The 24,194-nt window shown below is 67.2% G+C and carries 22 protein-coding genes and 2 tRNA genes; 3 read left to right on the top strand and 21 right to left on the bottom strand.

The annotated features are described in order from the left end of the window. Window positions 1-73 precede the first annotated feature (73 nt). Entirely contained in the window at window positions 74-2,416 is a 2,343-nt protein-coding gene (locus FHR20_RS03985; RefSeq protein WP_167298316.1) for a TonB-dependent receptor plug domain-containing protein, read from the bottom strand. A gap of 419 nt (window positions 2,417-2,835) precedes the next feature. On the opposite strand from FHR20_RS03985, the gene FHR20_RS22665 reads away from it, so the two are divergent. After that, a complete protein-coding gene (locus tag FHR20_RS22665) occupies window positions 2,836-3,168 on the top strand; it encodes a LytTR family DNA-binding domain-containing protein (protein WP_208413389.1) in 333 nt (110 codons plus the stop codon). 94 nt (window positions 3,169-3,262) lie between these two features. On the opposite strand, the gene FHR20_RS03975 is transcribed toward FHR20_RS22665, so the two are convergent. From FHR20_RS03975 to FHR20_RS03960, 4 genes are all read right to left on the bottom strand, one after another. Further along, window positions 3,263-3,339, bottom strand: a tRNA-Met gene (locus FHR20_RS03975). A gap of 54 nt (window positions 3,340-3,393) precedes the next feature. Next, on the bottom strand, window positions 3,394-3,906 hold the full coding sequence (locus tag FHR20_RS03970) for a 2'-5' RNA ligase family protein (protein WP_167298314.1): 513 nt from the start codon (window positions 3,904-3,906) through the stop codon (window positions 3,394-3,396). Beyond that, complete coding sequence (locus FHR20_RS03965) at window positions 3,903-5,792, bottom strand: KUP/HAK/KT family potassium transporter (RefSeq protein WP_167299358.1); 1,890 nt, start codon at window positions 5,790-5,792, stop codon at window positions 3,903-3,905. Before FHR20_RS03965 ends, FHR20_RS03970 begins: the two co-directional genes overlap by 4 nt. Window positions 5,793-6,013: 221 nt before the next feature. Further along, entirely contained in the window at window positions 6,014-6,484 is a 471-nt protein-coding gene (locus tag FHR20_RS03960) for an Lrp/AsnC family transcriptional regulator (protein ID WP_167298313.1), read from the bottom strand. Between the two features lie 137 nt (window positions 6,485-6,621). Between FHR20_RS03960 and ald the strand changes: the two genes are divergently transcribed. After that, window positions 6,622-7,728: an alanine dehydrogenase gene (ald, locus tag FHR20_RS03955; RefSeq protein ID WP_167298312.1), complete on the top strand. Its 1,107-nt coding sequence runs from the start codon at window positions 6,622-6,624 to the stop codon at window positions 7,726-7,728. Between the two features lie 57 nt (window positions 7,729-7,785). Here the strand turns inward: ald and FHR20_RS03950 are convergent, their stop codons facing one another. From FHR20_RS03950 to FHR20_RS03900, 13 genes are all read right to left on the bottom strand, one after another. Further along, on the bottom strand, window positions 7,786-8,286 hold the full coding sequence (locus FHR20_RS03950; RefSeq protein WP_167298311.1) for a GNAT family N-acetyltransferase: 501 nt from the start codon (window positions 8,284-8,286) through the stop codon (window positions 7,786-7,788). 53 nt (window positions 8,287-8,339) lie between these two features. After that, a complete protein-coding gene (locus tag FHR20_RS03945; RefSeq protein ID WP_167298310.1) occupies window positions 8,340-9,002 on the bottom strand; it encodes a tetratricopeptide repeat protein in 663 nt (220 codons plus the stop codon). Continuing rightward, window positions 9,002-9,409, bottom strand: a complete 408-nt coding sequence (locus FHR20_RS03940) for a cytochrome c-type biogenesis protein (protein ID WP_167298309.1) — start codon at window positions 9,407-9,409, stop codon at window positions 9,002-9,004. Before FHR20_RS03940 ends, FHR20_RS03945 begins: the two co-directional genes overlap by 1 nt. Then, window positions 9,406-9,933: a DsbE family thiol:disulfide interchange protein gene (locus tag FHR20_RS03935; RefSeq protein WP_167298308.1), complete on the bottom strand. Its 528-nt coding sequence runs from the start codon at window positions 9,931-9,933 to the stop codon at window positions 9,406-9,408. Before FHR20_RS03935 ends, FHR20_RS03940 begins: the two co-directional genes overlap by 4 nt. Next, window positions 9,930-11,855: a heme lyase CcmF/NrfE family subunit gene (locus FHR20_RS03930; RefSeq protein ID WP_167298307.1), complete on the bottom strand. Its 1,926-nt coding sequence runs from the start codon at window positions 11,853-11,855 to the stop codon at window positions 9,930-9,932. The genes FHR20_RS03935 and FHR20_RS03930 overlap by 4 nt, the downstream gene beginning before the upstream one ends. A 10-nt stretch (window positions 11,856-11,865) precedes the next feature. Next, entirely contained in the window at window positions 11,866-12,300 is a 435-nt protein-coding gene (gene ccmE, locus FHR20_RS03925; RefSeq protein WP_167298306.1) for a cytochrome c maturation protein CcmE, read from the bottom strand. Further along, complete coding sequence (locus tag FHR20_RS23000; RefSeq protein ID WP_279589386.1) at window positions 12,297-12,431, bottom strand: hypothetical protein; 135 nt, start codon at window positions 12,429-12,431, stop codon at window positions 12,297-12,299. The genes ccmE and FHR20_RS23000 overlap by 4 nt, the downstream gene beginning before the upstream one ends. Then, window positions 12,428-13,147 (bottom strand): heme ABC transporter permease CcmC, encoded by a 720-nt coding sequence (gene ccmC, locus FHR20_RS03920; RefSeq protein WP_167298305.1) that lies wholly within the window; start codon window positions 13,145-13,147, stop codon window positions 12,428-12,430. Before ccmC ends, FHR20_RS23000 begins: the two co-directional genes overlap by 4 nt. Window positions 13,148-13,265: 118 nt before the next feature. Next, on the bottom strand, window positions 13,266-14,126 hold the full coding sequence (locus FHR20_RS03915) for a sigma-70 family RNA polymerase sigma factor (RefSeq protein WP_286712951.1): 861 nt from the start codon (window positions 14,124-14,126) through the stop codon (window positions 13,266-13,268). Further along, window positions 14,123-14,581, bottom strand: coding sequence for a carboxymuconolactone decarboxylase family protein (locus tag FHR20_RS22660; protein WP_208413388.1), 459 nt, complete (start codon window positions 14,579-14,581; stop codon window positions 14,123-14,125). The genes FHR20_RS03915 and FHR20_RS22660 overlap by 4 nt, the downstream gene beginning before the upstream one ends. Before the next feature lie 331 nt (window positions 14,582-14,912). Further along, window positions 14,913-15,962, bottom strand: a complete 1,050-nt coding sequence (locus tag FHR20_RS03910) for a Leu/Phe/Val dehydrogenase (RefSeq protein ID WP_167298303.1) — start codon at window positions 15,960-15,962, stop codon at window positions 14,913-14,915. Between the two features lie 64 nt (window positions 15,963-16,026). Further along, window positions 16,027-16,103: transfer RNA gene (locus FHR20_RS03905), tRNA-His, on the bottom strand. Window positions 16,104-16,160: 57 nt separating this feature from the next. Beyond that, entirely contained in the window at window positions 16,161-17,258 is a 1,098-nt protein-coding gene (locus FHR20_RS03900; RefSeq protein ID WP_167298302.1) for a GspE/PulE family protein, read from the bottom strand. Window positions 17,259-17,413: 155 nt separating this feature from the next. Between FHR20_RS03900 and FHR20_RS03895 the strand changes: the two genes are divergently transcribed. Next, window positions 17,414-18,085, top strand: a complete 672-nt coding sequence (locus tag FHR20_RS03895) for a prolyl hydroxylase family protein (RefSeq protein ID WP_167298301.1) — start codon at window positions 17,414-17,416, stop codon at window positions 18,083-18,085. A 100-nt stretch (window positions 18,086-18,185) separates the two neighbouring features. On the opposite strand, the gene FHR20_RS03890 is transcribed toward FHR20_RS03895, so the two are convergent. The 3 genes from FHR20_RS03890 to FHR20_RS03880 all read right to left on the bottom strand — a co-directional run bounded on the left by FHR20_RS03890 (window position 18,186) and on the right by FHR20_RS03880 (window position 24,130). Continuing rightward, window positions 18,186-20,936 carry a TonB-dependent receptor domain-containing protein gene (locus FHR20_RS03890; protein WP_167298300.1) on the bottom strand — a complete coding sequence of 917 codons (2,751 nt, stop codon included), beginning with the start codon at window positions 20,934-20,936 and terminating at the stop codon, window positions 18,186-18,188. Window positions 20,937-21,022: 86 nt separating this feature from the next. Next, the gene (locus FHR20_RS03885; RefSeq protein WP_167298299.1) at window positions 21,023-22,621 is read right to left on the bottom strand and encodes a hypothetical protein; all 1,599 of its coding nucleotides are present in this window, start codon (window positions 22,619-22,621) and stop codon (window positions 21,023-21,025) included. A gap of 243 nt (window positions 22,622-22,864) precedes the next feature. Beyond that, window positions 22,865-24,130, bottom strand: coding sequence for a metal-dependent hydrolase family protein (locus tag FHR20_RS03880; protein ID WP_167298298.1), 1,266 nt, complete (start codon window positions 24,128-24,130; stop codon window positions 22,865-22,867). Window positions 24,131-24,194 lie beyond the last annotated feature (64 nt).

Raw genomic sequence — 24,194 nt, 5'->3', positions numbered from 1 at the left:
CCGCAAATATAGACGAAGCCACAGTCGGATGGAGGCATGGGAATGATTCGGTGACATCATTTTCCTCCAAGGATCAGATTCTGGCGCTGATGCTGAGCAGGAATTGACGGGGAGCTGACCGCATGAAGGTCTGATAGTCCCCGGAAACCGAATAGCCGCCGATTCCCACCGACCCGATATTGTTGCGGTTCAACGCATTGTTGGCGTCGATACGGAAAGTTAGTTCCGGCATGCGCCCGAATTTCGGCAGGCGATAGGAAGCGTGCGCGTTCACCTGCCAGTAATTGGGTACATAGATGTCGTTGCCATAGGTGAAGGGATTGTCGAGATAGAGCGTGCTCGTCGCGCCCGCGTCGAACCGGCCGTGCTTCACGCCGATCTGGGTGACCAGCGAGACGCCCGGATAGCCCGGCTGGAAATGGCCCTTCAGCGGCGTGACGTCCCCGGCCAGGACGAGATCGCTCTGGTAGCGAAGCTTGCTGACCGAAACCGATTGCGAAATATCCAACCACGCGAAGGGCTTCCAGCCGATGATCGCGTCCGCGCCGATCAACTCCGATCGCGGCACGATCCCGACGGTGCGCACCGGATTGAATTGCGGCCCGCTCGTTCCATTCAGCAGGCGATTGAGGATGATCCCGTAATAGGCGTCGAGATTGATGCTGAACGGGCCGAAACGGCGATAGCCGCCGACGGTGAAGTTCCAGTCCTTCTCCGGCTTCAGCGTACCGAGCGCAGCGTCGAACAATTCCTGGCTATCCGCCGCCCAGGCCGATGACACCGGGCCGATATTGCCGCGCGAGGAAACGCGATAGCCCACCGCCGTCTTGGCAATATCGAGGTAGAGGGCGGTGCGCGCGTTCGGCCGCCAGTCGATCGACAGCCGCGGCAGGAACAGATCGGTGGTCGCCAGCCGCCCGCTCGGCGCGCGATCGGGGCCGATGCCGCCGCCGTCGGTCGAAAAGTCCACCGCCTTGAACCCGGCGTCGATCGTCAGCGTCTCGCTCGGCTTGAAGACGTCGCGAACATAGGCCTGGAGCGAATGGGTCCTCCAGCGCGAATCATTGGCGATCTGGAAAGCCGCCCCGTAGACATCATACGGTCCGATCGCCCTGAGCGGCGCGCCTTGCCCCGGCATCGGCTCGTTATACGACGCAAAGCGCGAGGTCGACGAGATGCGCTCGATCCACGCGCCGGCGGAAAGGGTGTGGCGGTCCCCCTTCCAGGTCAGTTCGATCGTCCCCCCGAAACGCCGTGGCCGTGTTTGCCATACCTGCGCGGAAAAGGGGGCGCCGGTTTGCGAGGGCGTCGAGACATCGGCAATCTCGATGTTCGATTTGCTGATCGCGGCATAGCCCATCACGCTGCCCGAGAGCCGGTCGGTCAGATTGAAGTGGTGCGTGACATTGCCGACGAAATCGTCGGTCGCCTGGCCCGTGTCATAGGGGATGAGCGATGCCAGCTCGCCGCAGCTATAGGCGCCGCAGGAACGACCGGCATTTTCGGGCGATGCGACGAACACCGCGCGCGCATAATCGGGATAGGAGATGTCGGTGCCGTTCCAGCCGAGCTTGGACAGCATGTCGAACGAGGTGTTGTTGTAGCCCCAGATCTCCGCACGGGCGAAGGAGAGGAATGCGGTGAAATCACCCCATGGGACGTCCTGAACCAGCTTTGCGTTCGCGCGCAGCATGTATTGCGTGCCCGCGCCGGTATATTTGTCCTTCGAAATCCGCTCGATGCCGAACAGCATGCGCGGCCCCGCCTCGCCAATCCGGCCGGTGTTGACGGTGGCGCTGGTCACGAAACTGTTGTTGGCGCCGAAACCCTGGGTGACATCCAGCGCGAATTGCGGCTTGGGATCGGCGATCGCATAGCGCATCTCGCCGCCGTTCACCGTGTTCGAAAAGGTGCTCACGCTCGCCGAGCCGGGCGAGATGTTGACCGAAGCGATGTCGGTCGCGACGCCGATGTTGAGCGGGGCGGTGCCGGTCACGCTGCCATAGCTGCCATCGTTGAGCGGAATGCCCTCGAAGGTGATCGCAAGTTCGTTCTGACGGAAACCGCGTACCAGCAGGAACCCGTCCGAGAGATCGAGGCCATAGGCATCGGTGGAAGTGAAGGTGACGCCGGGGAGGTTCTTCACCAGCGCCAGCGCGCTGGTTCCCGAAAGCACGTCGGACCAGTCGCTTCTGGTCAGCGCATAGCCGCCGGTGTCGAGCGGATGCAGGGCGCCGGCAGGCTCCCGGCGGGCCGCCGTGACGACGATTTCCGCGGCCGGCGGCGTTTCCGTGTCTGGCGTGGCGGCGGTATCGGAAGTTTGCGCGCGGGCAGGCGGCACGGCCATGCCGGCAAACAGGGCCATGGCGAGCGCGGATGTGGTGCAGCCGACATGGAATTTCGGGAACTGGATCACGGGAATCGCTTTCTGAAGACGGGCGCGCTGCACCGTTCCCGCCGGCGAAGCAGCGGGAGGTGGCGCGCGGTCGAGAATGTTTCTTGCTCGGCAACGGCCCGGCTGCGCGGTCCGTGCGGATATCGTCGGCGCGCCGTCCCGGGCGGCCGATCGAATGGTCAGGGATTCATCCTTGCCTCCTCGGGAGCAGCCCGGGAGGCGACAGCGATCAGCTCGCCGCCGGCACCGCCGCGTCGAGGTTTCTCGATCTGCCGCCATCCCGAACATGGTCGGGGCCGGGCGACGCGGGGCAAGGCATAGGCTTGCCCTCGCAATCGTCCGACGGGTTGCCGGTTCGCGGGTTCATCAGATCCCCTTGGTTGCACAGGCAGGAGGCGAGCCGTTCGACCGTCCCTGTCCTGCACCGCGGACTATTCCGGATGATCGGTATGGTTCAACGCTACGATGGTATAGCTGCGCTATCGGGCGACCCGCGCAACTTCGTCATCCTGCGCGACGGATGCAGGTTGATGATGCGCTCGCCGCGCTCGGTCCTCGAGGAAGAGCTTGGCTCACGCGGCTTCGTGCGCACCCATCGATCCTGGGTCGTCAACGCAGCGCAGGTTACGGGGCTGAGGCCGGAAGGCTCCGGCGACTATGCAGTCGAGATCGACGCCCTGACCGTGCCGCTGTCGCGCCGCTTTCCCCAGGCGCTGGAGCGCCTGAGGGCGCTCGGCAAGCCGGGCACCGAACGACCGCTTCCCACCCAATAGCCGCCGTATTTCAGGTACTTAAGCATATCGCCGGATATGCCGCAGCAGCCGCCGCGACGAATGAAGTCATTTATTTTCAATGACTTACCAAGAATGGTAGCGGAGGAGGGACTTGAACCCCCGACACGCGGATTATGATTCCGCTGCTCTAACCAGCTGAGCTACTCCGCCCCAAGAGGCTGTCGCCGAAGCGAGGGGGCCCAATAGGTCCGCCCTCATCGCAGGTCAAGCGAACATGTGACGCGAATGCATTTCCCACGGTCCGCCGCGATAATGCCAGCTCGCCAGCCCCGCGATTTCCACCTCGCGGGCCGTGAAATCGCGCGCCAGCGCGGCCAGCACCGCCTTGGCCAGCACTGGCCGCACCTTGTTCTGGATGGTGACGTGCGGTCGCCAGCGGCCGGCATCCTGGGGCGTCAGCAGCCCGGTGAACGCATCGACCAGCCCCTCTCGGATCGCGACCAGCTCGGGGGCCTCGATTCGATAGGCGACGCCGCCGCCCAGCGACATCAGCCCGATCACCTTGGCCCGCGGCGCGCGCACGCCGCGGGTCTCCACCGAAAGCCGGTGCTTGAGCTCCTCCGCCGCCGAAGGCGGCAGCTGGTGGAACAACGTCAGATGCGCATCGAGCACGTTACGCTCGGGCGGATAATGCGCGCGGCGCAACGCGTTGAACCAGGCCTGATCCTGGCGCCCGAACAGCGCGGTGACGACCAGCGGCGCCGGCCTCTCGCTCAAATCTCCACCTGGCTGCCCAGCTCGACCACGCGGTTGGTGGGCAAACGGAAGAACTCCATCGCGCTTTCGGCGTTGCGCAGCATCCAGGCGAACAGCTTCTCGCGCCAGATCATCATCCCCGGCCGGGCGGAGGGCAGCAGCGTCTGGCGCGCGAGGAAGAAGCTGGTCTCCATCATCTTGAACTCGGCGCCGCAGGCGTTGACCGACTTGAGCGCCGCGGGAACATCCGCCTCCTGCATGAAGCCATAGGCCAGGATCATGCGGTGGAAACCCTTGCCCAGATCCTCGATCATCATCCGGTTCTCGTCGGAGACATAGGGCACGTCCTTGATCTTCACGGTGAGCAGGATCACCCGGTCGTGCAGCACCTTGTTGTGCTTGAGGTTGTGGAGCAGCGCATGCGGCACGCCTTCGGGCGTGGAGGTCATGAACACCGCGGTGCCGGGCACCCGGGTGGCCGTGGTGGCGGCGGAGGTGATGAAGATCTTGATCGGCATCGCGCTCTCGCGGAGGCGATTGATCATCAGCTGGCGGCCCTTCGACCAGGTCGTCAGCAGCGTGAACACGACGAAGCCGACGAAAAGCGGGAACCAGCCGCCATCGGGCACCTTGGTCAGGTTCGCGGCGAAATAGGCCAGGTCGACGGTGAAGAACACCGCGAGCAGCGGAATCGCATAGCGCTTCTTCCACTTCCACAGCCCGAACAGCACGACCGCGAGCAGGCAATTGTCGATGAACATCGCACCGGTGACGGCGATGCCATAGGCCGCGGTGAGGTTCGACGAGGTCTGGAACACCAGCACCAGCAGGATCACCATGATCATCAGCGCCCAGTTGATGAGCGGGATGTAGATCTGGCCGGCGGTGGAGGCGCTGGTATGCTCGATGCGCAGGCGCGGCACGAAGCCCAGCTGGATCGCCTGCTGGGTGACGGAGAAGGCACCCGAGATCACCGCCTGCGACGCGATGACCGCGGCCATCGTCGCCAGGATGACGAGCGGGAACTGCAGCACCTCGGGCGCGAGCATGTAGAACGGGCTGCGCAGCGCCGCATGGCCCTCGCGCATCAGCAGCGCGCCCTGCCCCATATAGTTGAGGATGAGCGCCGGCAGCACGAACCACAGCCAGGAGATGCGGATCGGCTTGCGTCCGAAATGGCCCATATCGGCGTAGAGCGCCTCGGCGCCGGTCACCGCCAGCACGACCGAGCCGAGCGCCAGGAAGGCCCGCACCGGATCCTCGGCGAAGAACAGGAAGGCATGGTGCGGGAGAAGCGCGTTGAGGATCGTCGGCGTCTGGACCAGGCTGAGCGTGCCGAGCGTCGCGATCGTCAGGAAATAGAGGAGCATGATCGGCCCGAACAACGTGCCGACCCGCGAGGTGCCGGTCCGCTGGATCGAGAAGAGCAGCACCAGGATCACCACCGCGATCGGCAGCACCAGCCTGCCGAATCCCGGCGCGGCGACGGCGAGTCCCTCCACCGCCGAAAGTACCGACACCGCCGGGGTGATCATCGAATCGCCATAGAAGAGCGCGGTGGCGAACACGCCGAGCAGCACGATGCCCTGCGTCCAGCGCTTGGGATTGCCGCTGCTGCGCGAGATCAGCGCCAGCAGCGCCAGGCTGCCGCCCTCGCCCTTGTTGTCCGCCCGCATGATGATCGTGACGTACTTCAGCGTCACCACCACCATCATCGACCAGAACATCAGGCTGATCACGCCCATGATGTGGAGCGTGTCGAGCGCCAGCTTGTGATGGCCGTCGAACGTCTCGCGAAAGGCGTAGAGCGGGCTCGTGCCGATATCGCCGAAGACGATGCCGATCGCGCCGATCGCGAGCTTCCACGTCGCGTCATGGCTGTGGGCATGCGCGGCGGGCGCGTCGATCTGTGCCGGAGCCGACTCGGCGGCTCCCTCGGAAGGGGTGTTCACGGGCGCGGGTGTCGCGTCAGAGAGGAAACGGACCTGGTCATGCGACCTGCGTTCTCGATCTTCAAAGTGCGCGGGCGGTTAGCACGCGCAGCATCGGCAATCAACGAATGTCGTTACGCGCAGGCGGGCGCGCAAGGGGTTGAAGGGTTCCCGGGCGGAGGACTCTCGCAAGCCGGCTACCGCCCGCCCCCGAACAGCGCCTCCGCCTCGCTGCGCGTCGGCACCGCGCGCAGCACGAAGCTCGAATTGATCGTCACCACGCCGGGCAGTCTCCCCAGATGCTCGCGGTGCAGCCGCTCATAATCGTCCAGGTCGCGCGCCAGGATCTTCAGCCGATAGTCCTGCCCGCCCGAAACCAGTGCGCATTCCACCACCCCGTCGATCTGCGCCACCGCCGCCTCGAACCGCGCCAGGTCCTCCTCCACCTGCGTGCCCAGCGTGATGTCGACCAGCGCGGTGATCCGGAAGCCGAGCCGGCGATGCCCCAGGCGGGCCCCATAGCCCTGGACATGGCCCGACGCCTCCAGTGCCTGGATCCGGCGCGTGCAGGCCGATTGCGACAGCCCCACCTGTGCGGCGACGGCGCTCACCGGCGCTCGCGCATCGGCGGCCAGCGACTTGAGGATAGCTGCGTCGATCCTGTCCATGTTGCATGGATAGCCGATTTCCATGCCCGTTGCAGCAATTCCATGCACGCAACGCACATCCCTGTCATATCTTTGCAGGGATTCCCCGCTCGCCATGCTATATTCTGCGCGCCAATAGCATTCATGGAGAGGTTCCCATGCGCATCGGCGTTCCCAAGGAAATCAAGAATCACGAATATCGCGTCGGCCTGACCCCGGCTTCCGTGGCCGAACTGGTTCATGCCGGCCACGAAGTGCTGGTCGAGACCAAGGCCGGCACCGGCATCGATTTCGACGACGAAGCCTATATCAGGGTCGGTGCGAAGATCGCGCCGGACGCCGCCGCGGTGTTCGCGGGCTCGGACATGATCGTGAAGGTCAAGGAGCCGCAGGCCCAGGAAATCGCGCTGCTCGAGCCGCGCCACATCCTCTTCACCTATCTCCATCTGGCTGCCGACAAGCCCCAGGCCGAGGGCCTCATGGCCTCGGGCGCGACCTGCATCGCCTATGAGACGGTGACGTCGAATTCGGGCGCGCTGCCGCTGCTCAAGCCGATGAGCGAAGTTGCCGGCCGCATGTCGATCCAGGTCGCCTCGCACTATCTCGAGAAGGAACAGGGCGGCCGCGGCGAACTGCTCGGCGGCGTGCCGGGCGTGGCGCCGTGCAAGGTCGCGATCCTGGGCGGCGGCGTATCGGGCATCAACGCGGCGCAGATGGCCACCGGCCAGCGCGCCGACGTGACGATCTACGACATCAACAACGAGCGGCTGGCCGAGCTCGACATGCATTTCGGCAGCCAGATCAAGACCGCCTATGCCAGCAAGGCCGCGATCGCCGAGGCGGTGAAGACCGCGCAGGTCGTGATCGGCGCGGTGCTCGTGCCGGGCGCCGCGGCGCCGAAGCTGGTGACGAAGGACATGCTCAAGACGATGATGCGCGGCTCGGTTCTGGTCGACATCGCGATCGACCAGGGCGGCTGCTTCGAGACCAGCCATGCCACCACGCACGACAACCCGGTTTATGAAGTCGACGGCGTGATCCATTATTGCGTCGCCAACATGCCGGGCGCAGTCGCCCGCACCTCGGCCTTCGCGCTCAACAACGCGACGTTGCCGTTCGTGCTCAAGCTGGCGAACCTCGGCGCCGAGGGCGCGATGAAGGCCGACAAGCATCTCGCCAACGGCCTCAACGTCTACAAGGGCAAGATCGCGTTCAAGGCGGTCGCCGACGATCTCGACCTGCCCTACCAGGCCTGGGCGGGCTGATCGCGCCTTCGGACAGGATCACGGAGCCGGGGAACGATCGTCGTTTCCCGGCTCGTTTCATTCGGCCCCGGGGTCCCGACCGCGATCGAGCCGCTTGACGTAGAGGATGGTCGTGAAGCCGCTGTCCCATTCCTCGTCGGGATAGCGCGCCTGCTCGGCATAACCGCGGCCGAGATAGAATGCCTGGCTGGCAACATTGAAGCTGTCGGTCTCTAGGCGCGCCGCCGCGAAACCCTCCAGGGCCATCGCCCGCTCGGCGCAATCCATCAGAAGCCTGCCGACTCCTTGTCGCCGATGGTCCCCATGAACATGGAGGCCTTCGACGAAATCGTCCTGCCAATGTACGAAGCCGGCGACGACATCTTCGACCTCCGCAACCCGGAACGCCTCAAGGCTGTCCTCGACATAGCGTGCCCCGCGCGCCTCGATGCGATAGCTCGCCGCGGCGGCCGGCGTCAGAACCGGTAGCCAGGTGCTCTCGAAACTGTCCTGCAAGATGGCCTTCAGGCGCGGCGCATCCCCTGCATGCGCGCGGCGAATCCGGATGGGCTGGATCATATTCATAGCGGCCAGCTAGCCCGGTCCGGAACCGGGATCGAGCCCTTGATGTCCTAGCGGGCCGGACCGGCCGCCGGCCGCCCTTCTCGCCGGGCCTGCTCCTGCAGGAACATCTCCAGCGTAAGCAGCCGCGCCACCAGCGCCGGACGGTAGCTTGCCTTTTCCGGCGTCAGCGCCACGGCCTTCTCCCACCAGGGCTCGGCTTCGGCGAAGCGATTCGCACGGATCAGCGCGAGCCCGTAGAAGAAGGGCGGCCCCGGATGCTCGGGGCTCAGCGCCAGCGCCTTGTCAAAGGCGAATTGCGCGGCCGGCGATATCTGGTTGCCATCATATTCGGCGAGCGCCGAACCGAAGCCGGTCCATAGCGCGACATCCCCGGGCACCTGCCGCACGGCGCCCTGCCACACCTTCACTGCCCGCTCCCGATCGCCCTGGCGGAGCATGCCGTCGGCCAGATTGCCATAGCTCCAGGCATAGGTGCCGTATTTGCCGAACATCGCGTCCCGCAAGTCGATCAGCCCCTGGTCGACCGCGACCCGCTGCCCGCCGGGCACGACGGGATGGCCGGGAAGGCCCGGACTGCCCTGCCAGGCATAGCCTGCGGCGCCGAGCATGAGCGCCGTGGCGGGGACGGTCCACAGCTTGCGCGGATAGCGCAGCAGCACGAGCGCCAGCACCGCGACGACGGCCATCGAGGCGAGCATCGCCCAGCCCATCACGCCCCCCTTCTGCGGAACAGGCGCCGCGCCAGCAACAGGCCGATGACCAGCAGCAGCACCGGCGCCATCCAGAGGGGTGCGGTCACCCAGCTGAATGGCGGATCATAGGTGACATAGTCGCCGTAGCGCTGGATCAGGTATCCGCGGATTGCCGCAGGTTGCTCGCCCCTGGCGATACGCTCGCGAACCAGCGCGCGCATGTCTCCGGCCATCTCGGCATCGCTATCGGCGATCGACTGGCCCTGGCAGACGAGGCAGCGCAGCGTCTCCATCAGCGCCCTGGCCCTGGCCTCCTGCGCCGCGTCGGGCAGCTGGGTATAGGCCAGCGCCGCCGGCGGCCGGTTCGAATCCGCCGCCGCGGGGGCCGCCAGGAGCAGCGCCAGAAGGAAGGCCGCAAGCCTCATTTCGCCGCCTCGAGCTTGCGCAGTATCGCTGGAATATCGTCCGCCCGGATATCGCCGATATGCTGGTCGACGATCTCGCCCCGGCCGTTGATCAGGAAAGTCTCGGGCACCCCCGACGAGCCGAGCGCGATCTGGGCCTTGCCGGTGGGGTCATCGCCGATCCGGGCATAGGGATCGCCGTTCCGCGCGAGAAAGGCCCGCACCGCGTCCGGCGTGTCGCGGATCGCGATCGCATCGATCTCCAACCCGGCCTGTTTGAGCTTCAGCAGCTGCGGCGCCTCGGCGATGCAGGGGATGCACCAGCTGGCGAACACATTGAGCAGGCGCGGCTTGCCGGTAGCGAAGTCGGCAGTGGCGATGCCGGGCCGCCCGGGAAGCAGCGGCTTCATCGCGAGCTCGGGCAGCGGCTTGCCGATCATCCCCGAGCGGATCGTCCGGTCCGCCGGCTTGATCAGCCCGGCCGCGACCAGCCCGAAGATCAGGGCGAACAGCGCCAGCGGTGCCCAGATCAGCAATCGCCTCATGCCGCCTCCTCCGCATCGCGCCGTTCCCGCCGCACTCGCCCGATCAGCGAGAGCAGCCCGCCCAGCGCGATCATCGCCCCGCCCGCCCAGATCAGCGTGACGAAGGGCTTCCACCACGCCCGGATCTGCCAGCGCCCCTCGCCGTCGCCCTGGCCGATCACGGTGTAGAGCTGGCCGTCCAGCTCGGTCGCGATCGCGGCCTCGTTGGTGTTGGTCGGCGGGTTGGCGAAGAAGCGCTGCTGCGGGAAGAGGTCGAAGGGCGCACTCCCGATGCGCGTCGCCTTGAGATGCGCCTCGAGCGCCGACCAGTTGGGCCCCACCGCGGGCCGCACCCCGAGCAGCTCGACGCGATATGGGCCGACGGAGACGTTCTGCCCAACCGCGATCGCCGCCAGCCGCTCGACCTTGAACGCACCGTCCGCGGCCATGCCGGCGATGCTCACCGCGATGCCGAGATGCGCGACGGCCATCCCGTAGAGGTGCAGCGGCGTGCGGCGCAGGTTGCGACGGATGAGCGGGAGGACGCTGGCAACGGCCAGGCCGGCGGCCAGTCCGAGCACCAGCGCCGGCAGCCACTGCGCCCCGCCCAGCGCGAAGACCAGGGCGAAGGCGATGCCCGCCACGCCGACGGGCACGAGCAGCTTGCCGAACAGCGCGTTCCACTGGTCGCGGCGCCATTTGAGCAGCGGCCCCGCCGCGGTGGCGGCGACGAGCGCGAGACCGACCGGCACCGCCGCCTTCTCGAAGAAGGGCGCGCCGATCGAGAGCTGGACGCCGGCAGCCTGGGCGACGAGCGGGTAGAGCGTACCGATGAAGACGACGCCGAGGATCACCGAGAGCAGCAGGTTGTTGAGCACCAGCGCACCTTCGCGGCTGACCAGCTCGAAGGTGGCGCCCTGCTTCACCGTGCCGATCCGCGCGCCGAACAGCGCCAGCGCCCCGCCGATATAGAGGCCGAGCAGGGCGAGGATGAAGCCGCCCCGGGTGGGATCGACCGCAAAGGCATGGACGCTGATCAGGATGCCCGAACGAACCAGGAAGGTGCCGATCATCGACATCGAGAAGGCGACCACCGCCAGCATTACCGTCCAGGCGCGCAGGCCGTCGCGGGTGGCGAGCACGCTCACCGAATGGAGCAGCGCCGTCGCCGCCAGCCACGGCATCAGCGAGGCATTCTCCACCGGGTCCCAGAACCACCAGCCGCCCCAGCCGAGCTCGTAATAGGCCCAATAGCTGCCGGCGGTGATGCCGATGGTGAGGAATATCCAGGCCGCCAGCACCCAGGGCCGCATCGCCCGGGCAAAGGCGGGGCCAACGTCGCGCATCAGCAGGGCGCCCACCGCGAAGCTGAACGCCACCGACAGGCCGACATAGCCGAGATAGAGCGTCGGCGGGTGGAAGGCGAGCCCAGGATCCTGCAGCAGCGGGTTGAGCCCCTGCCCGTCGAGCGGCGGCGGGCTCACCCGGACGAACGGGTTGGAGGCAAAGGCGAGAAAGGCATAGAAGCCGATCGCGATCGCCGCCTGGGCACCCAGCGTCGCGGCGAGCGTGCCGCGGGGCAGCCGCTTCTCGAACAGCGCCACGCCCGCCCCCGATATCGCCAGCACGGTGACCCACAGGAGCATCGAGCCCTCGTGATTCCCCCAGGCACCGGCGATCTTGTAGATCAGCGGCTTCATCGAATGGCTGTTCTCGACGACGAGCAGCACCGACATGTCCGACTGCACGAACAGCGTGACCAGCAGCAAGAAGGCGGCGAGCGCCAGCAGGCCCTGGACGATCGCGACGCGGCGAAGCGCCGCCATCACCATCGGCCCGCCGGCCTGGTCGGCGCCCTTGGCCGCGCCCCAGGCGAGCAGCACCTGCACGAGCGCGAAGCCCGTCGCGAGCCACAGCGCGGCAAGGCCGGCTTCGGCGATCATTGCCACATCCTCATTGGGCTAGCGTCTTCGTCTCGTGCATGTTGCCGGCGGCCTGGGGCGGCATGTAGCGCTCGTCATGCTTGGCAAGAATATTGTCGGCGACGAAGCTGCCGTCCGGCTGGAACCGCCCTTCCGCCACCACGCCCGATCCCTCCTTGAACAGGTCCGGCGTCACTCCGCGGAACGCGACCGGGACCACCGCCTGGCCGTCGGTCACCGCGAACCGGATCGAAACGCCGTCGGCCGCACGCCGGATCGAACCCTTCTCGACCATGCCGCCCAGGCGGACATGCCGGTCGAGCGGCAGCGGCTTTCCCTTCACGTCGCCCGGCGCATAGAAGAACGCCGCCTGGTCGCGGAGCGCAGACATGGCGAGCGCCGACGCGCCGAGGATCGCCCCCAGCGCGAGCAGCACGAGCACCAGCCGCTGATGCTTGGGCTTCATTCGCGGCCGCCCCGCAGCGCCGCGGCCGCCGCCTCGGCGCGGCGCATCGCGGCATAGCTGAACGCCGCCAGCCCGCCGGTGCCGAGCAGCACCAGCAGATAGGCGGCAGTGATGAAGGGCCAATGGTTCATGCCGCCGCCATCCGCCGCAGCCGCGCCTCGACCTTCTGCGCCGCCAGGATAGCCCGCATCCGCATCAGCACCACCCCGGCGAAGACCAGGGTGAAGCCGCCCAGCGTGAAGAAGAGCGGCCAGAGCAGCGAGGGGTGGATCTTGCCCGCCAGCACGCTTTCGCCCTGGTGGAGCGTGTTCCACCAGATCACCGAATAATGGACGATGGGGAGCAGCGCGCTGCCCGCCACGCCGAACAGCGCCGGCACCCGCCCGTCGCCCGATCGCTCGGCATCGGCGCGATCCAGCGCGATCCAGGCAATGTAGACGAAGAAGAGCAGCAGCATGCTCGTCAGCCGTCCGTCCCACTCCCACCAGGTGCCCCAGGTCGGACGCCCCCAGATCGAGCCGGTGAGCAGGCAGAGCGCCGCGAAAGTGGCCCCCGCCGGGGCGATCGCCCGCGCCGCGACGCTCGCCAGCGGATGCCGCCAGACGAGATAGCTCAGGCACGCGATCGCCAGCCCGCTCCACCCGCCCATGCCCAGCCAGGCGCTGGGCACATGGATGTAGAGGATGCGCGCGCTTTCCTTCTGCACCGCGTCGGGTGGCGTAAGCGTGAGCCCGGCCCAGCAGCCGAACGCCACCAGCGCCACGCCGAGCCAGAACAGGATCGGCGTCAGCGGCCGCGCAATCTTGAGGAAGCGCGCGGGATTGGCAAAGGCATGCAAGACGGGCACGCGCGATGACTAGCGAGGTTCCGGGCGGGAATCCATGGCCTCGCGATATCCAGCGACAGGATCCCGCCGGCCGCGCGAGGGGTCGCAAATACCGCACCTGGAGCGGGATGGGATCGACCTAGTGCACCGCGCCCAGATGCCCCAGCTTGTCCGGGTTGCGCATCACGTAGATGCCCGTGATCCGGCCGTCCTCGATCGCCAGCGCCGTCGTCTGGAGCACGCCGCCCGGCTCGATCGTGACGAAGCCCGGCAGGCCGTTGATCCTGCCGTAGCGCACCACGCGCGACATCTCCTTGGCGAAGAAGCGTGCGAGCGAGCTGTGGAGCTTGATCATGTCCTCGATGCCATGGATCGGCTTCAGGCCCGCCGGCACCTTGCCGCCGCCATCCGACCAGAGCGACACATCGGCCGCCAGCAGGCCGCGCAGCGCCCCCATGTCGCCGCTGCGCGACGCGGCGAAGAAGGCGGCGGCGATCTCCAGCCCCTTCTCCTTCGGCAGATCGTAGCGCGGCCGGGCGGCGCGGACATGGGTGCGCGCCCGGCTGGCGAGCTGGCGCGCGGCGGCGGGATCCCGGCCGATCGTCTCGCCCACCTCGTCGAAATTCACGCCGAACACGTCGTGGAGAAGAAAGGCCGCGCGCTCCAGCGGCGAGAGGCGCTCCAGCGCCATCAGCAGCGGCAGCGTCACATCCTCCACTTCCTCCTCCGCCTCGACGACGGGTTCGGGCAGCCAGGGGCCGACATAGGTTTCACGCCGGGCACGGGCGGACTTGAGCTGATCGAGGCACAGGCGCGTCACCACGCGGCGGAGGAACGCCTCGGGCTCGCGGATCTCGTCGCGATCGGTGGCGAGCCAGCGCAGGAACGCATCCTGCACCACGTCTTCCGCGTCCGCGACCGAGCCGAGCATGCGATAGGCGATGCGCGCCAGCCGCGGACGCAGCGGATCGAAGCTCGCCGCTGCGTCCGCGCCGCTCACGCCGCCGCCACCGCGGGCTTGCCCTCGTAGAAGAGGTTGAAGGCCACCGCGAGCCGGTTCCAGCCGTTGATCGCGTTGATCATCAAGGTCAATTGCACCTGCTCCTCCTCGTTGAATTCGAAGGCGAGCTCCCGATAGAGATCCTCGGGCGCCCGCGCCGTGGATACCAGCGTGAGCGCATCGGTCCATGCCAGCGCGGCGCGCTCGCGCGGCGTATAGCATGGCGCCTCATGCCAGGCGCTGAGCAGATAGATGCGCTGCTCGGTCTCACCGGCCTTGCGCGCATCGGCAACGTGCATGTTGAGGCAATTGGCGCAGCCATTGATCTGCGACGCCCGGATCTTCACCAGTTCGAGCAGGCCATGCTCGAGCTTGGGCGCGATCTTGAGCGACATCTCGTACCACGCCTTCATCTCGGCGGGGGCGGCGGCGAACAGGTCGAGTCGGGCAGTCATCATGCATCTCCTTGGTTGGACGCATGCATGACGAGACGGGCGCTCCGGATGTGACATGCCCATGCCATTTTTCTGGCCCCGGGGAAAAATCATCCCGGCCGGACCGCGATCCGGGCGTTCGCCGAGGCGGCGGCTGGACCGGGATCAAAACCCGGCCTGGCCCTCGATTTCCTTCGTCGTCCCCGCGCAGGCGAGCGTCCAGGGCCAAGCGCCGAGCGGGCGTGGCACGTCACACCCGCTCCGGAAGGCGTTCGCGCGATGGCATCGCCTTCCGATATTGCCCTGGATCCCCGCCTGCGGGAACGCCGATATTCGCCGTCCGGGTTGCGCCCTAGCGCCCGATCAGCCGCTGGGCGATGCGATCGGCCACTTCGCTCTGCGGGTCGCCGGTGCGGGCGCTCTCGTCCCACACTTCGACCAGGCGCTCGGGGATCTTCTCCACGCGCGCCATCACTTCGGCCATGTTGCCCTGCCCCAGATATTCGAGGCCGACATTGATGATGCCGCCCGCGTTGATCACATAATCGGGGGCATAGAGGATGCCGCGATCATGAAGCCGCTGGCCGTCCGCCCGCGTGGCGAGCTGGTTGTTCGCGCCGCCGGCCACCACGGTGGTCTTCAACGCCGCGATCGACTGTTCGGTGAAGATCGCGCCGAGCGCGTTGGGGCTGAGGATGTCGGTCTCGATACCGAGAATGTCCGCCGCGTCGATCGCCGTGCCGCCGAGTTCCGCCGCAAGCGCCTTGGCACGCTCGGCATTGACGTCGGCGAGGGTCAGCTTCGCGCCCTCCTTGGCGAGCAGCCGGGCGACGCCGCCGCCCACCGAGCCGACGCCCTGGATCGCCACGCGCACCCCGGCCATCGAATCGGCGCCGAGGCCGCGCTTCGCCGCCGCCTTCACGCCCAGATAGACGCCGCGCGCAGTGATCGGACCGGGATCGCCGCCTGCCCCGCCTTCCGCAACGGGCAGGCCGGAGACGTGGCGGGTCTGAGTCGCGACGACCTTCATCCGCGCCTCGGACATGCCGACATCCTCGGCAGTGACATAGCGGCCGCCCAGCGATTCGACCGCGCGACCGAACGCCTCGAGCTGCGCCGTGGTTACGGTCGCGCCGGGCTGGCTCGCCAGGATCACGCCCTTGCCGCCGCCGAGCGGCAGATTCGCCATCGCATTCTTGTAGCTCATGCCGCGCGACAGGCGCAGCGCGTCGGTGATCGCGGCGCGGGTGTCGGCATAATGCCAGAAACGCACCCCGCCGGCCGCGGGGCCAAGCTTGGTCGAGTGGACCGCAATGATTGCGCTCAGCCCCGACTCGCGGTCGCTGAACAGGTGGACGCCCTCATGGTCGTCGAAATCGGGGAAGCCCCAGTCGGTGATCACGCGCTACATTCCTGCGGAGAGTGCCGCACGTCTATGTGCCGCGCGCGGTCACGAGGGGAAGAAATGGGGCGGATGACGGGACTTGAACCCGCGACCCTCGGTACCACAAACCGATGCTCTAACCAACTGAGCTACAACCGCCGTGAAGAAGGCGCGCTTAGCGGGGGCCGATGCGAAGCGCAAGATAATTGCGGGCAATTATCCGCGTGAAATTCGCACGGCCTCTTCCGGCGTGGTCAGCCCCTCGCGCACCAGCGCCCGCGCCGCCGATCCGAGGTTGGGCGCGCGCAGGAAGGCATGCCGCGCGAGAATGGCCTCGTCTCCGCCGTCGTTGATCAGCCGACGGATCGCGCCATCCGCGACGATGGCCTCGAACACGCCGGTCTCGCCCGCGAAGCCCGTGCCCTCGCAGCTCTCGCAACCCACCGGCGCATAGACGATCGCGCCCGAATCGAAACCGAGCAGCGCCGAAACCGATCCCTGGGCCTGCACCGGGCGGCGGCAATCCGGGCAAAGCCGCTGCACCAGGCGCTGGGCGAGCACCGCGGCGACGGTGGAAGCGAGGCGGAACGGCTCGACGCGCCAGTCGCGCATTCGCCGGATCGCCGAAACGGCATCGGGCGCATCGATCGCAGCGAGGACGAGATGCCCGGCCTCCGCCGCTTCGGCCGCCGCGGCGGCGGCTTCGCGCCCGTCGAGGCCGTCGAGCGCGATCACGTCCGGATCCTGCTCCAGCGCGGCGCGGATCGCGGCGGCGCCGGCGCACCCCTCGATGCGCGTCGCGCCTTCGACGGGCAAGGTGCCGATCGTCGCGATGTGGCGAGTCGAGCCCGAGAAATGCTTGAGCAACGTCGCGATCGTGGTGCTGCGGCCCGAGCCCGCCGGCCCCGCGACGAGCACCAGGCCGCCCCGGCGCAGTGCCGGCAGCAGCGTGTCGACGAGTGCGCGGCTCATCCCGATCGCCTCGAACGCCCGCTCGCGCCGCTCGCCGCCGTCCAGCCGCAGCACGAAGCGTTCCGCTTCGCCCTGCGCCAGCACCGACACCTCCGCAAGGCTGCGGAGCGCGGCGGCGAGCGTGCGATCGGCGTGATGGCGGCGCGGCTCGGTGAGTTGGCCGGCAACGCGCATGCGCACCGTGGCGCCGGCGGGACCGATCTCGAGATGGATGTGCGAGGCGCGGCGGCGGCGCCCCTCGGCGATCAGCGCTTCCGCCGGAGATTCGGCATGGGGGGCCGGAAAGACCGGCGGCTGGGGCGTATCCGCCACCGGCACCGGCGCTTCGGTTTCCATGTCCATAGGGTCCCCACTGCGAAGCGTCATGCGCTAGGCATATCATGTGACATGACGCTTGCGCTTTTATGACGATTTCGCGTCATACTAGCGCCAGGGCATGATACTGGCGCCGCGGCATGATACTGGCGCCGCGGCATGGCTTTTGGCAGAAAGCCGCGATGCAAGATGCCGCCTCCCCGCTCCTCAATCTCGGCGCCGGCCACCCGTCCGAGCCGGTCGTCGAACATATCATGCGCTGGCCCGGCGTACAGCGCGTGCCGCATCCCAAGATCGCGATGTTCATCGCCAAGAACTTCCTCGAACCCGAGCTCTGCCAGCTCCTCATGATCAAGATCGATGCGGAGCGGCGCCCTTCGACCATTGCCGACGCGAACGACGACTATGCCTTCCGCACCAGCGAGACCTGCGACTTCAATTCGAACGATCCGGTGGTGATGGAGCTGAAACGGCGCATGACGGCGTTCACCGGGCTCGATCCCACCCATGGCGAGCCGATGCAGGGCCAGCGCTACGACATCGGTCAGGAGTTCAAGGCGCACACCGACTATTTCGAGCCACAGGGCCGCGATTTCGAGAAATATTGCGCGGTTGCCGGGCAGCGGACCTGGACGGTGATGCTCTATCTCAACGAAGTCGAAGCCGGCGGCGCAACGCGGTTCAAGGCAATCGACAAGATCATCCAGCCCGAGACCGGCAAGGTGATCGCCTGGAACAATCTGCGCCCGGACGGCACGCCCAACCCCTCCACTCTCCACCATGCGATGAAGGTGCGCGCGGGCCTGAAATATGTCGTCACCCAATGGTATCGCGAGCGCCCCTGGGGCTGGTGAGCCGCACGGCGCCGCGCTTCGAAGGGAGTCGAGAGACGCGGAGTGAGGAACGGCCGGCGGGGCTCGCACCCCGCCGGCCGCTTCGTTTCCGGACTTCGGATCAGAAGGTCGTGCTGACGCCGAGCGTGAAGACCCGGCCCAGATTGTAGCGATTCACCAGCACGACATTGCCGTTCGGGAACGTCTGCCGCTCGTCGAAGCGGGTGCGGGTAAGGTTGCGCCCCTCCAGCTTGAGCTCGAACTTGCCGCCGGCCAGTTCGAAGCCCTGACGCGCGACGATGTCTAGCCGGATGCCCGGACGCTCGATGATGTCGGGCTGGAACCCGTTGCCCGACAGGTTCGACGGGCCGCGATTGGTCACGCGGTCGCTCGCATAGTTGAACAGGAACGTAAGCTGCGACAGGCTCTGCGTGTCCTCGATGCCGAGCTGCAGGTTGACCAGATGGTCCGACTGGCCGGTGAGCGGCGCCCCGTCGCGGAACTGCAGGCTGGCCGGGCCAAAGCCGGTGGGGCAACCCGCCAGCGTCTGGTTCAGCACGTTGGGCGCGCAGCTGCTGTCGGCGGTGATCGACGAATGGGTATAGGTGTAGTTCGCGATCACCAGCGCGCGACGGGTACTGAAGAAGCCGCCCAGCGTATCGAGCGGGAAATATTTCTGCACCTCGACTTCGCCGCCATAGAGCTTCGCCTTGGGCAGGTTGGTGAAGCCGGTCTGCAAGCGATCGTCGGCACCGGTGTAGAAGCCCACCTGCTCGATCGGATTCGAGATCCGCTTGTAGAAGCCCGCCAGCGTGAAGCGCTGGTCGCGCGCGAAGAACCACTCGAAGCGCGTCTCGAAATTATAGAGTTCCGAGTCGCGCAGCAGCGGGTTGCCGAAGAAGAGGCGATCCGAGTCCGGATCGCGGAACTGCTGCGGCGCCAGTTCGCGGAACTGCGGGCGCGAGATGGTCTTCGAGAAGCTGTTGCGCAGCTGCATGTTCTCCGCGAAGTTCCAGGTGACCGTGATCGCCGGCAGGAAATAGTCGTTGTTCAGGCGCTTGCCGATCGTGCCGACCGGCGTGACGCTCTGCTCGGCCTTCTCGTAGCGGACGCCCGCCACTGCGCGCAGCCCGTCCAGCGCCTCGGTCTCGGCCTGGAAATAGCCCGCGTTGATGCGCAGCTTCGCATCATAGGCATAGGCGCCGAGCGGCGTGTTGAACTGCATCTCGATGGTGCAGGCGCCGCGGCCGACCTGCGGGCAGGCGTTGTTCACCACATCGGGGCTGAGCAGATAGTCCGGACGCAGCAGATTGTACGGATAGCCCGGCGCGGTGCCGCCACCGGCGCTGGTCTGGTAGTTGAACTGCAGGCGCCGCGAGAAGCGACTGGTATCCGAATAGAAATAACCCGCCGACAGGGTGAGCGGGATCGGATCGAGCTTGTAGACCAGATCCGCCTGGCCGGTCCAAAGATCCTCGTTCAGATCCGAGAAGATGATCGAGGCGAAGGGCGAGAAGCGCTGCGTGACCTGGTACACGCCATCGCACTGGAAGCCGCCGATGCCATTGCCGCCGTCATATTTGGCCGGAGCCCCGGTCGTGGTCGTCGGCGAGCAGAGATAGTCGAACTGGCGCTCATAGGGCGCGTTCCGCTTCGAATTGGCATAGGCGCCGCGCAGATCGAGCCTGAGCGCGGGCGAGAAGCGAAGCTCGCCCACCAGCTGGCTCTCGAACAGCTGGCGTTCGAACCAGTTGGTGTTCTGCTGGAATCGCAGCCCGCTGGCATTGTTGTAGATCGTCGCCGCCGAGCCGCGGCCCTGCTTCAGCACGTCGCGGATATAGACGTTGGTCCAGCGGATGGTGCTGTCGCCGAACGAATAGCCGAGCCCGAGCAGCGCGTTGCCGATGATGCGATTGTCGGTGATCAATGTGTGGAAGTCGTTCCGGATCGCGCCATTCTCGGTCACGCTGTCCTGCTGGCGGATCGAACGGGTCCGGAAGGTATTGCTGTAGCCGACCGAGGTGATCACGCCGAGCCGGTCCGACCCCAGATCGAACGCCATGCCCGTGCTGATCTCCCCCGACCAATTGGCCGGAAGATGATCGTTGCGCTGGAGCAGCGTGGTCGAGGCATTGGAAAGCTGGAGCACCTGCCCGGCGGGGATCAGGCCCGAGCCGGCCGGGGCGTTGCGGATGAAATCGGGCACGCTGCGCGTGCCCTTGTCGAAGCCCAGCCAGTCGGTCTTGCTGCCGAAATAGGTATAGCCGAGTTCGCTCGTCGTCGCCGTGTCGGCCGAGATCGACCCGCCGATCGTCACGAAGTCCTTGTCGGGAATCGCCTTGGTGGTGAGGTTGATGACGCCGCCGCCGAATTCGCCCGGATAGTTGACCGAATAGGTCTTCTGGACGAGCGCGGATCCGACGATCGAGGTCGGGAAGATGTCGAGCGGCACCGAGCGGCGCAGCGGCTCGGGGCTCGGCAGGGCCGAACCGTTGAGCAGCGACGAGGAATAGCGATCGCCGAGGCCGCGGACATAGACGAAGCCGCCGCCCACGACGCTGAGGCCGGTGACGCGAGTCAGCGCGCCGGCGATATCGCCCTCGCCCGTGCGCGCGATGTCCTCGCTCGACAGCACCGACACCACTTGCGGGGTGGCGCGCACGACGTTCGGGATATGGCGCCCGACCACGACGATGTCGGTCACGTCCATGTCCACGCCCGGCGCGGAGACCTCGGGGGTCTTCTGCTCCGCCTGCGCATCGGTGGTGGACGGCGCGGGCGCCGTTTGCCCCGTCGTCTGGGCGAGCGCGGCCGGAGAGACGAGTTGAGACGTCAGGAGAAGAAGCGTGGCGTAAGCAAGGCGTCGCTGCATGGCCGTGTCACCCAGTAGAATTTATGAGCAATGTCGGGGCAGCGGATTTCGCCGCCCCGACAGTTTCCGCACGAGCTGCAGGGGCCTCAGCGGCCGTTGCAGCTGAAATAGACCGAGTTGAACACCGGCGGGCCCTGATCCTGGAGCGCCGGGTTGGCCGGGCGGATCGTCGAGCGATCGCTGGCGCTGGTCTCGCCCGCGACCATGTTGACGCAGGCCACGTTGGCCGGAGTCTTCACGATGCCGTTGACGAAGTTGAAGTCGGCGCCGCCGCGGATGCGGATGGCAGCCGGCGCCAGCGCGGTCTGGATGAAGGTGAAGTTGGCGTAGCGGCCCCAGGTGCGGGGCAGCAGGTCCTCGGCGCCGTTCGAGTCGATCTCGGTCGAGAAGGAGTCGGCGGTCGCGCCCGACACCTTCTGCGCGGCGATGATGAACTGCATGAAGCCGCGCCAGCCATTGTCGACGTCGAAGCCGTCGTCGTCGGCGCCGGTCACCGCGAAATATTTCAGGTTGGTGGTGCCGCCGAAGATCTCGACGCCGTCATCCGCCGAATTGTGGCTCTGGACATGGTCGATGATCGTGCCCGAGCCGGTGCCGCCCAGGGTCAGGCCCTGGAGCTCGTTGCCATCGGAAATGGCGATGCCGGTATAGCGGATCTGGACAAAGGACATCTGGCCGCTGCTGTCGGCTTCGTTGGTGCCGCCATAGAAGCGACCCGTCACGCCCTCGATCGCCTGCTGGCAGGGCGTGCCGCTGCTGCCGCCGGTGCCCGAGGCGCAGACCGCGGTGGTCGAGCGGCCGAGCAGGATGATGCCGCCCCACTGGCCCTGGGTCACGTCGCTGACGCCGTTGTTGGCGAGGTTCTGCTGCGAGGTGAAGATGATCGGCTGGGTGACCGTGCCGACGGCCTGGATCTTCGAGCCGCGATTGACGAGCAGCAGGTCGTTGGTCGGCTCGGTCGAGTCGGCCGCGATGACGACGCCGGCCGCGATGGTGAGCGTCACGCCCGCGCCGCCGGTCGCGCCCTGATCGGTGCCGACTTCGGTCTGGCCGCGCAGGCGATAGACCACGCCGGCGATCTTCGGCAGCGTCAGATCGGTGGTGATCGCCTGGGGCAGGCGGCACAGGCGGAAGGTCTGGGTCAGGCCGTCATCGGTGGTGCCGGCCGGGCACACGGCGCTCGAGCCGCCGCTGCCGATCGCGGGAACGGCGGTGCAATTGGCGCTGGTCGCACCGAAATTGGCCGTGGTGGAGTTGCAGGTCCAGCCGTCGAACGCCGTGTCGGTCGGGCCGTTGAGCGCCCCGACATAATTGGTGCTGACGAAGAAGGGGTTGAGCGTAGCCGGGTTGAAGGCCGGCGTCAGCGACGTCGCGCTGACCGGGAAGATGCCGTTCAGCTGGTTGGTGCCGTTGACGTTGTTGTTCGAGCCCGCATTGACGATGTCGAGCTGCTCCTGCGCCGTGACGCTGAGGCCGTTCTGCGTCGTGACCGCCGCGAACTGGGCCGCGGTGATCGGCGCCGTCGGCGTCGGCGTGGGCGTCGCCGGCGGAGTCGGCGTCGGCGTCACGATGACGACGCTGCCGGCGCCCGGGGATGCCACATTGCCCGCGCCGTTACACGCGGAGAGTGCCGCAGAGGCGGCTGTCGTCATGAGAATGAGGCCGAAGCGCTTGAAGCTCGCCATCGCGCAAAAACTCCCGGTCGTATCGTTGCTGATCCGGGCGCGCGGCTATCGAAACGATTGCCCCCTTTGCGCCCGGGCCGGGGTTAGGCCGGGATAATGACACGTACATGAGTCATGAGCGTCTGTTTGATTACAGAAAAACGACAATAATATTACGACATACCCGGCAATGCCGGCCAGGCGATGCGTCGAGGACCGAACGCTCGCACTTCCGTTTCATGAAGTGCTGATGAAAGCATCATGTCACTCGCCGGGCGCCCGGACAAGATGGCCGCGCTGCATCACCATGGCCACCCGTTCGAGCGCGCCGATGTCCCGGGCGGGATCGCCGGTGACGGCAACCAGATCGGCGATTCGCCCGGGGGCGATGGCGCCGATCTCGTCGCCCAGCTCGAGCAGCGCCGCGTTCCCGGCCGTCGCCGTCCAGAGCGCGTCGAGCGGCTTCATCCCCCATGCGGCCATCAGCGCGATCTCGCGCGCGTTTGCGCCGTGCGCGAACACGCCCGTGTCGCCCCCGACGCACATCCTCACGCCCGATTCGAGCGCGGCGGCATAGCTGGCGCGCTTGGCGCGGACCGGCTCGGGCTCGGGCGCGCCCCCGCTCCAGCCGCCATAACGGGCAATTGCGTCGGTGGCGGCAAGCGTGGGACAGAAAGCCACATTGCGCGCCTTCATCAGGGCGAACACCGCCGGCGTGGCGTCATTGCCGTGCTCGATCGTGTCGGCCCCGGCCAGGATCGCGCGGCGCATTCCCTCGGGCGTGCTGGCATGCACCGCGACCTTGCGCCCGGCGTCGTGCGCGGCGGCGATGCCGGCCGCGAGTTCGTCGATGCTGAAGGTCGCGCGGCTGGGCTCGCCCGGGCCCCAGCGATAATCGGCGTAGAATTTCACCCAGTCCGCGCCATGCGCAATCTGCCGGCGGACCGCCGCGACTATCCCCTCTCCGCTCGCTTCCTCGGCGCCCTGCGGAACGTCATAGGCATAGCCCTTGGGACCATAGGCGCCGGTGGCGACCAGCGCCCGACCCGCGATGAACAGGCGCGGGCCGGGCACGATCCCCTGCTGGATCGCCTGTTTGAGGCCGGCATCCGCCTCCCCCGCGCCTTCGGTGCCGAGATCCCGGACCGTGGTGAAGCCTGCCATCAGCGTCGCGCGGGCATGCGCGACGGCCCGGGCGGTGCGGAGCGCCAGCGGCTCCTTCATCACCTGGTCGTTCCAGCTCGTCTCGTCATACGGATGGAGGAAGAGATGGACGTGGAGATCGATCAGGCCGGGCAGCAGCGTCGTGCCGGGCAGCGCCCGCGTCTCGGCCCCGGCAGGCGCGGCGACATCGGGGCCGACCGCCACGATCCTGCCGTCGGCGACAAGGACCTTCCAGCCCTCGTGCATCGCGCGATCGGTTGCCGTGAAGACGCGGTCGGGGACGAGCAGCACCGCCGCCTTCTGCGCGAAGGCAATCCCGGGAACGAGCAGCAGAAGCGCGGCGAGCAGGCGGCAGGGCTTGGTCATGCCACGAGACTGGCAAAGGCGGCAGGCCCGCGCCAGCCCTTCCTTCGGCCCTTCCCCGGAGAGG

Source organism: Sphingomonas leidyi (assembly GCF_011761945.1).
In the GTDB taxonomy this organism is placed as follows: Bacteria; Pseudomonadota; Alphaproteobacteria; order Sphingomonadales; family Sphingomonadaceae; genus Sphingomonas; species Sphingomonas leidyi.
This window is presented reverse-complemented; position numbering and strand designations above follow the sequence as displayed.

Bases quoted from the DNA above. Each gene is read 5' to 3' on its own strand.
- FHR20_RS03890 (WP_167298300.1), bottom strand. From the start codon at position 20,936: ATGCAGCGACGCCTTGCTTACGCCACGCTTCTTCTCCTGACGTCTCAA.
- FHR20_RS03950 (WP_167298311.1), bottom strand. From the start codon at position 8,286: ATGATCCAGCCCATCCGGATTCGCCGCGCGCATGCAGGGGATGCGCCG.
- FHR20_RS03945 (WP_167298310.1), bottom strand. From the start codon at position 9,002: ATGGGCTGGGCGATGCTCGCCTCGATGGCCGTCGTCGCGGTGCTGGCG.
- ald (WP_167298312.1), top strand. From the start codon at position 6,622: ATGCGCATCGGCGTTCCCAAGGAAATCAAGAATCACGAATATCGCGTC.
- FHR20_RS03930 (WP_167298307.1), bottom strand. From the start codon at position 11,855: ATGATCGCCGAAGCCGGCCTTGCCGCGCTGTGGCTCGCGACGGGCTTC.
- FHR20_RS03935 (WP_167298308.1), bottom strand. From the start codon at position 9,933: ATGAGGCGATTGCTGATCTGGGCACCGCTGGCGCTGTTCGCCCTGATC.
- FHR20_RS22660 (WP_208413388.1), bottom strand. From the start codon at position 14,581: ATGACTGCCCGACTCGACCTGTTCGCCGCCGCCCCCGCCGAGATGAAG.
- FHR20_RS03960 (WP_167298313.1), bottom strand. From the start codon at position 6,484: ATGGACAGGATCGACGCAGCTATCCTCAAGTCGCTGGCCGCCGATGCG.
- ccmE (WP_167298306.1), bottom strand. From the start codon at position 12,300: ATGAAGCCCAAGCATCAGCGGCTGGTGCTCGTGCTGCTCGCGCTGGGG.
- FHR20_RS03900 (WP_167298302.1), bottom strand. From the start codon at position 17,258: ATGGACATGGAAACCGAAGCGCCGGTGCCGGTGGCGGATACGCCCCAG.
- FHR20_RS23000 (WP_279589386.1), bottom strand. From the start codon at position 12,431: ATGAACCATTGGCCCTTCATCACTGCCGCCTATCTGCTGGTGCTGCTC.
- FHR20_RS03940 (WP_167298309.1), bottom strand. From the start codon at position 9,409: ATGAGGCTTGCGGCCTTCCTTCTGGCGCTGCTCCTGGCGGCCCCCGCG.
- FHR20_RS03895 (WP_167298301.1), top strand. From the start codon at position 17,414: ATGCAAGATGCCGCCTCCCCGCTCCTCAATCTCGGCGCCGGCCACCCG.
- FHR20_RS22665 (WP_208413389.1), top strand. From the start codon at position 2,836: ATGATCGGTATGGTTCAACGCTACGATGGTATAGCTGCGCTATCGGGC.
- FHR20_RS03885 (WP_167298299.1), bottom strand. From the start codon at position 22,621: ATGGCGAGCTTCAAGCGCTTCGGCCTCATTCTCATGACGACAGCCGCC.
- FHR20_RS03880 (WP_167298298.1), bottom strand. From the start codon at position 24,130: ATGACCAAGCCCTGCCGCCTGCTCGCCGCGCTTCTGCTGCTCGTTCCC.